The organism is Streptosporangium sp. NPDC006013 (assembly GCF_040614275.1).
Classification (GTDB): domain Bacteria; phylum Actinomycetota; class Actinomycetes; order Streptosporangiales; family Streptosporangiaceae; genus Streptosporangium.
This window is the reverse complement of sequence record NZ_JBEXUE010000466.1, coordinates 1-7,771: the sequence shown is the minus strand read 5'-3', so window position 1 is coordinate 7,771 and position 7,771 is coordinate 1. Positions and strand designations below refer to the sequence as shown.

Annotated in this window: 5 protein-coding genes and 1 other RNA gene; 3 read left to right on the top strand and 3 right to left on the bottom strand. The window is 65.4% G+C overall.

Annotation, left to right across the window (positions count from 1 at the left end):
- The coding region (locus ABZ260_RS41830) for a histidine phosphatase family protein (RefSeq protein ID WP_355628856.1) at positions 1–259 on the top strand (259 nt) is incomplete at its 5' end.
- A gap of 295 nt (positions 260–554) precedes the next feature.
- An RNA gene (gene rnpB, locus ABZ260_RS41825) (RNase P RNA component class A) lies at positions 555–949 on the top strand.
- A 30-nt stretch (positions 950–979) separates the two neighbouring features.
- Here rnpB and ABZ260_RS41820 read toward each other — a convergent pair.
- Positions 980–1,960, bottom strand: a complete 981-nt coding sequence (locus ABZ260_RS41820; protein WP_355628853.1) for a tyrosine-type recombinase/integrase — start codon at positions 1,958–1,960, stop codon at positions 980–982.
- 397 nt (positions 1,961–2,357) lie between these two features.
- Between ABZ260_RS41820 and ABZ260_RS41815 the strand changes: the two genes are divergently transcribed.
- Complete coding sequence (locus ABZ260_RS41815; RefSeq protein WP_355628850.1) at positions 2,358–2,648, top strand: hypothetical protein; 291 nt, start codon at positions 2,358–2,360, stop codon at positions 2,646–2,648.
- Between the two features lie 180 nt (positions 2,649–2,828).
- Here the strand turns inward: ABZ260_RS41815 and ABZ260_RS41810 are convergent, their stop codons facing one another.
- Together ABZ260_RS41810 and ABZ260_RS41805 are read right to left on the bottom strand one after the other, a co-directional pair.
- Positions 2,829–7,037 (bottom strand): caspase family protein, encoded by a 4,209-nt coding sequence (locus ABZ260_RS41810; RefSeq protein ID WP_355628847.1) that lies wholly within the window; start codon positions 7,035–7,037, stop codon positions 2,829–2,831.
- 109 nt (positions 7,038–7,146) lie between these two features.
- The gene (locus ABZ260_RS41805; RefSeq protein ID WP_355628844.1) at positions 7,147–7,536 is read right to left on the bottom strand and encodes a hypothetical protein; all 390 of its coding nucleotides are present in this window, start codon (positions 7,534–7,536) and stop codon (positions 7,147–7,149) included.
- Positions 7,537–7,771 lie beyond the last annotated feature (235 nt).

Genomic DNA, 7,771 nt, shown 5'->3' with positions numbered 1-7,771 from the left:
CAGCTGCTTGTGTTTCGGGGAGGCGGCGCGGCGGGTCCAGGCGACCGGGGACCTGCTGATCGAGCGCTACGAGGGCAAGACGATCCTCGCCGTCTCCCACGTCACGCCGATCAAGATGCTGCTGCGATTCGCGCTGCTCGCTCCCCTCAGCGCGCTGTATCGCATGCATCTCGACCTGTCAGCCCTGTCCCTGATCGAGTACTACGCCGACGGTCCGGCGGTGGTGAAGGCGTTCAACGACACCTCCCACCTGCGCTGAACCGGCGGTTTCGGGTGGCGGTACGGTGCCGGGCCTCCGGCCGACGATCGGGCCCGATGCGGGAGACGGCCGACACTCGCCTCCCGCATCGGTGCGCGCGTCCACACCCGGTGTGATGGCCGTATCCCATCACACCGATGCGGATCCCGGCAGCGCGCGGGACCGGCCATCCTTGCTCTCATCGCTTTCCCCTGACGCTCGTCTGTCCCGTCCCGCTTGATTCATATTTCAGCGCAGACGACTTGCCGTTCGGTTGGAGCCCACTTGGGACCCGTTAGGCTTGGAACACGGCGGACGAGCCGGCCGGGCGGCCGCGTCGGGTCTCTTCGGAGACCCGCCGAGGAAGGTCCGGGCTCCACAGGGCAGGGTGGTCGGTAACGCCGACCCGGGGTGACCCGCGGGACAGTGCCACAGAGAACAGACCGCCTCCCCTCGCGGGGAGGTAAGGGTGAAACGGTGGTGTAAGAGACCACCAGCGCCCACGGTGACGTGGGCGGCTCGGTAAACCCCACCCGGAGCAAGGTCAAGAAGGGGTGCTCTCCGGAGCGTCCCGCGCGCGACGCTTGAGGGCTGCCCGCCCGAGCCGCGCGGGTAGACCGCTTGAGGCCGCCGGCAACGTCGGCCCTAGATGGATGGTCGCCTCCTCACGCAAGTGAGGAACAAAACCCGGCCTACAGGCCGACTCGTCCGCCCTCATGGCTTTGACCTGCATCGGAGCAATCATTCTGTGCCCGTGTTCCGCTGCTGTTCCGCCAGCGCAGGAATGATCATGCTTTCAATGGCTCCGTGACCAAGATCCTCGTCGTCGGGGAACAGGTTGCGGAAGTAGCGGGCGGTGGTCTCGATGGAGGCGTGTCCGAGCAGGGCCTGGATCTGGGCGTGGTCGGCGCCGGCTTCGCGCAGCCGGGTGGCGTAGGTGTGCCGCAGCCGATGCGGGCGCAAGGTCGGCAGGCCAGCGTCCTTTCCGACCGCGCGCACGACGTCGGTGACGCCGTCGACCGAGAGCTGTCCGCGCTGGCCCACCCACACCCCATCCCCGACCGTGTCCGCTAGCTCGGGCCGCGCCGCCAGCAACTCGGCGCGCACGAGCAGCCAGGCGGTCAGGCGTTCGCGGGCCGGGACTGGCAGGGGGACGGTCCGGACCTCGTCGCCTTTGCCGTGCAGGCGGACGGTTCCGCTGCGCGCGGTGATCGGCACGTCACCGACGCACAAGCGCCGGCATTCTTCGGCACGGGCTCCGGCGCCGAGCAGGACGGCGATGAGGGCGGCGTCACGGGGGCCGCGCCGGTCGGCGGCCCGGCGTACCGCGTTCTCCTGCGCCCGAGACAAGGCATCCGGGGCGCCGGGCTTGGGGACCCGGGCGCGTTTGACCGCCAGGCGCAGCGCGGGCCCGTGTTCATACAGCAGCGTCACCGCGGCCAGCGCCTGGTTCACCGTCGCCGGTGACGCACCACCGGCGAGCAGGTGCCGGCGCCAGGCGGTGACCGCGGCCTCGGCGCCGACCAGGTCGACGAACGCGTCCGCGTGCTCGGCCGTCCGCGCGAGCAACCAGTCCCGGTAGGCGAAGGCTTGGCGCCGGTAGGCGGTCACCGTGTTCGCCGCCAGCGCGCACCGATCGAGATGCGTGGCGAAGGCGGCCAACGCCACCTCGGCGGCGACCGCCACCGATCCCGGCTCAAGGCCGGGCCGGATCGCTACCACGTTGCCCGCGCCGAGACCCCCCCGATCGGCAACCCGGTTGTCGATCGGACCGCTCGCCCGACCGTCCCCCTGGTCGTCAATCTGGTTGCCGGTTTCGCTGTCGTCACCTTTGTTGATCTTGTTGTCGGTGCTCGCGGTCGCCCTCCGGACCCCTCTCCTTGTTATCCGGGGAGTTTTTCCGACGTTGGCTCCGGGCCCGGCTAGATGTTATCCGGGGAGATCATATCGACTCTCCCCGGATAATCATACTTATCCGGGGAGCCACGCGGGCCGGCGCGAAGACCATCGGAGCGCGGCGCGAACCAGGAGCTCCAAGGGAACGCAGGCGAGCGGGCAACCGGGTCCGCGACTCGGTCGTCTCACAGGCGCCCTGTCACTTCACGTTTGAGAGCACTTCTTGCTCAAACGCCTGCCCGTCTCCGCCGCCCTGGTCGCCACCGCGCTGATCGCCCCGGCCGTCGTTGGCTCCGCCACTGCCTCCGCCGTCACCACCGCGGCGTCCGCGTCCGCGGCGAGCTCGACGGCCGCGTGCAGTTATCGCCGTGACGGCCTCGTGTGGCGGTGCATCACCCCGGGCGCGTACTGCCCGAAGGCGGCCCGCACCAAGTACGGGTATGCGAAGGTTGCCAACCACAGGTACAAGTGCTCGGTGTACAGCAACGGCCAATGGCACTGGAAGCGCCTCTAACCTCCAGGCACGATGCAACACCTCGCCTGGCTCGTTGAGCCAGGTGAAGCCGGGTTGTCACGCTTATCACGCATGGAGTTGAGGTGGTAGAGCTTCAGTCGGCCCGATGTTCTCATGGAAGACCAGACGGTCGTCGGGAGTGGTGAGCTGTTGCACCACCCCATGACACCGGGACCCTGGTCAGGGTTTATTACACAGCTGGCGGAAGGGTTCTTGCGGCAGATATTGCCGCCATTCCTCGACGGTGAGTGAGCGGTGGGCCTGAGCGCACAGAGCGACTGGCAGATTGGATGGTACGGATAGGTCCCACCATCGTATCGTCCCGTTATCCTCGCCTGATAACAGCACCGGCCTGCCCTCTATCTGGCCGAAGGCCACTGCGGTTACGGGACCGTCACGCCCTTCAAGTGAATGGCCGAGCGGAGTTCTGGTATTCAGATCCCATATTCGCACCGTGCCATCATCTGAGCCGAATGCGGCGACAGGTCTACCGCTGTACTTTCCAAGAGCCAACGCATTGACGTGGCCGGCGCCAAGGACGAGAGGCTCGCCGAGCAGTTTCCTGCTTTCCAGGTCCCATATTCGTACGGCGCCATCATCTCCGCCTGACAATGCGATGGGTTTTCCCTCCAGCTGCCCGAAGGCCACCGCCTCGACTGGCTCCTCATGGCCTTTGAGTGGTTCGCCGAGTTGCTTTCCGCTGCCCAAGTCCCATATTCGTACGGTGCCGTCGTCGTGACCGGAGACCACAATTTGTTTGCCGTCCAGGTATCCTAGAGCCACGGAATAGATCATGGTCGTGCCCGAGGCAAATGGAGGATAGAGCTCCTTCTCGCCGAGCAGATCCATCACCGCAATGCCGTCGTACCCGCCAAATACGGCTATCGATCTTCCATCCAACTGCCCGAGGGTAATTGCGAAAATGGTTCCGATACCTTTCTTGAAGGAGAGTGGGATGCCTGGCTGGTCTGTCTCGGCGAGGTGCCACAGCCATGCTGTGGCGTTGTTGTTGGCGGAGACCGCGATCGGTTTATCGTCCAGAAGTCCGATCGCGGCCCCGTAGACCGGGCTGATGACTTCGGGGGTCAGGCTGCCGATCTCCTTCCTGCTCGCCGAATCCCATAGGCGCACGGTGCCGTCATTGCTGCTGGAGACCACGACGAACTTGCCACCCAGTGGTGTGAGATGTATCGAGTTGACACGGTCGACATGACCCTTGAGGGGCTGGCCGTACTGCCTTCCAGCAATGATGTCTAGAGAAAGCGTCGTGTCGCCCTTGGCCGCCAAGATCATAGGCCGACCGTCGAGGTCAGCGAGTGACAGCGCATTGATGGAGCCGGTAAAATATTTGAGGATCTCCCGGCCGCTAATCAGATCCCATACTCGAACGGTGCTGTCAGCGCCTCCGGACACCGCAATGGACCTGCCGTTCAATTGGCCAGTCACCACGTTGGCGACACCTCCGGCATGGCCTGTAAGCGCTGCACCCAGTTGTTTTCCAGTGATGAGATCCCACACTCTCACCGTGCCGTCATCTCCACCGGACACCGCGATGGGTTTTCCGTTCAGCTGACTCATCGCCACCGAGTAAACGGGGCGGGTAGGATCAGGTTCGATCAAATCAACGAGATTGAAATAGTTATTCGTGCGGCTCTTGAGTGACTGCCCGCGCTGCTGCCCAGTGGCCAAGTCCCAGATACGCACAGTTCCGTCATCGGCCCCTGATACGACGACCGGCTTGCCAGCCAACTGACCGAACGCCACCGAATTGACCTCGCCTTTGTGGCCTTTCAGTGGCTGGCCACGCTGATACCCGGTGGCCAGATCCCATACCCGGACGGTGCCGTCCTGTCCGCCGGACACTGCGATAGGTTTACGATCCAACTGGCCGAATGCCATCGAATAGACGTCGCCTTTGTGGCCTTTCAGTGGCTGGCCACGCTGATACCCGGTGGCCAGATCCCATACCCGGACGGTGCCGTCCTGTCCGCCAGACGCGACGATAGGCGTACCGTCCAGCTCGCCAGCGGCAAGCGACAGGAAGGTGTCGGCCTCACCCACAAGAAGTGGGCTCACCGGGTTGGTGTAAGCGTCGAGCATGCCGCGGCGGGCTTCATCAGTGCGGGCAGTATCAAACGCGGCCACCCCAAGCAGCCGAGACAGAGCCGGAGCGGTATCCATGATGCTCTCGCTCTGCGCGGTTAGCTGTCGCGACACAGCGATTTTGCGCTGACGGTCTGCCTCGGCTGCGGCGTTATTGGCTGCGGAGACAGCGATGCCTGCGCCGGCTAAGGATGCGAGCAGGGCCAGAACCAGGGAGAGAGCCAGCGCGGTGCGCGTGCGGCGGCTGCGTCGCCTGGCATGGGTGTCGGCAGCCGCGCTGGTCTCGAGGAACTGGGTTCGCGCGCCGTCTAGGAGGAGGTGGCGAATGTGATCGGCTTCCCAGCGAGAACGGGCATCCTGAGCGGCCGTAAGGCGGGTTCCCTGGTAGAGGTAGGCGGAGTCGCGGTCGTGCTCGAGCCAGTTGCGGGCGTCGTGGCCGAGTTGCTGGTGGATCAGCAGATCGGATCGGTCGGCATCGATCCAGGTGCGGAGTCTGGGCCAGGCGCGGATCAGCGCCTCATGGGTGACCTGGACGCTGTCGGCATCGATGGTCAGCAGCCGGGCCCGGGCAAATTGGTCGAGGAAATACCGGATCGCAGCGTGATCGGGTGAGGACGGTGCCGGGAGCAGATCGGCCAGCGGGAGCCTGCGGGCGGTGTCGGAGGCATCTTCGCCGAGCCGGACCAGGCGCGGCAGCAGCCGGCGGGCGACCTGACGGCTGGCCAGGGTGAGCTGGTCGAGTGTAGCGTCAGCGGTCCTGGCCAGGGACTGGGCGATGCCGCCTGTGGCACGGTACCCAGCCAGCGTCATAGTGCGGCCTTCGCGGTGCCGCCAGGTGGCCAGCAGGGCGTGGGACAGGAGCGGCAGGACAGCGCCCGCTCTGGTCGCCGACCGCTGTGCGCTGGCGCCGAGATCTTCCAGCAGCAGATCCACCAGGCCGTTCTGCAGGACGAGACCAGCAGCCACTGCAGGTTCCTCGATGGCTGCCTGTAGTTGGCCAGCTGTCATTGGGCCGACAACTACAGGCCGCCCCAAAGCGTCGACCAGCTCTGGATGGGGCGCGCAGTGGCTGAAGAAGTCGGCCCGCAGACCGATGACCACGATCGCAGGCGCCTCTGACACAGGGTCCGCGCACGCTGAGTGAAGCGCCTGGATGAAGACCCGACGTTGCTCCTCGTATGGGCAAGCGCTGAACACCTCCTCGAACTGGTCAACGATGAGGATGAACGGCTCGTCACGGCCGACGGTTCCTGACGTTAGTACGGCACGCAGGTGAGCGGGGTTGGTCTGGAGCTGCTGCCGGAGCTGCATCGATTCCGAGCCGTCCAGAGCGGCGAACCGTCTGGCCAGCACCCCTACCGGGTCATCGCCAGGGTTGAAGGCGATCACGCGAGCCATGCCCGTATTTCGAGAGGAACCACGCAGGGCCGGTATGAGGCCAGCGTGCAGCAGCGAGGACTTACCTGCGCCGGAGGGGCCGATCAGCACCAGGAGGCCCGGTAAGGACAGGTGCTCAGTTACTCGGTCGATTAGGGACGTAGTGAGGTCCTCGCGGCCGAAGAAGACCGAGGCGTCCTGAGGCCCGAAGGCGGCCAGCCCCCGATAGGGGCTGAATTCTCCCGGCTCGTGAGCTGATCCGGGCGTGTAGGCGGGGTTGGGGGCGAGGGGTTGGCGGTCGGTGTGGTCGACGGCATGGCGGCGCGGGGCGGGAAGGCCTTGGTCGGTGAGGGTACGTGACAGCGACCGGTAGATATCGTCCAACGTGAGCAGGGACGGAGCGACGGGGTCGCCCGCGGTGAGCAGGTCGATGAGGGCGCCGGTGAAGGCAGTGTGGCCCTGTCCCGGTGGCGCCCACGCGTACTGGTCGCTATCTGTCGAAGCCAGCAGGTACATTCCTGACGGGGTGGCGTTGAACGCCTGCTCCGCTTCGCGCCTGGCCCTGACGACTTCTTGCGCACGGCCAGCGAAGCAGCAGTCGAGGACGACCAGGGTGAGGGGGGCCGAGCAGTCGGACAAGGCTTCGCGCAGCATCGAATAGGGCAATGCCTGATGGGCCGGGATGCCTTCGTTAAGGTTGAGTGTGGCCTGGGTCGACAGGTACAGCTCGTTGCGGGCGCTGACTAGGCCATGGCCCACGTAGTACACGACCAGGACACCATCAGCCTGACGGGCCGCCTCTACAACAGCAGCGCCAACTTCTTGTGGGTCGGCAGGGTCGAGCAGCGTGGTCAAGTAGGCGGGGGCGAGGCCAGCGCGTTCGACCAGGCAGCGGCCCAGATCACGCACAGTGTCCGTGATAGCGGGTACGGCCGCTAGGCGCGAGCCCGGAAGAAACGTGCCAGAGCCGATGAGCAGCACCCGAACACCCGCCGAGCCCAGTAGCAAGCCGGCGGACTCACCCGGCGTCATCGGCGGCCGCACTCGGAGCACTGGTAAGAACCCGTGCAAGCTGTCTGGCCAACGCCTGGGTCCCATCCAGGTCCAGCGCCTGAATGCCCTTGGCGCTGATCTCCACCGACTCGTCACCACGAGCGATCTTCACGCTGATCTCGTTCTTTCGGGTGCCGAGCCATGCGATCACCACGCTGGTCACACTGGCGATCACCCCGCCCGCACCGAACACAATCTGAAGGGTCTCCGGCGCTAACCCCAGCGCGCCTTCTGGGGGCATCGCGTCGACCACCCGGACCCTTCCCTGCAGCCCGGACTCCGCCACCAGCCAAGCGCGCAGGTCACGCATCTGGTCAGCGGGAGCATCCGTGCCCATGGTCACCAGTATGTCCACAGAAATCCCTGGATTAGAGGAGATCGGGCGGCCGCCCCGCGCCAGCCATTGACATCACCATGGCCTATCGCGTCCATGTCGGCTAGATACTTGGAGCCGGAATTCTTTGCCAGCGCGTCGCAGCCATCAGCCGATACGCCGACGGGTGTGTCCAGTTAACGGTGTAACTCGGTTTTGAAATTTCTCTATCGAGAACTCGGGGACAGACGACCTTCGAAGGTGATCGCGAAGGCGT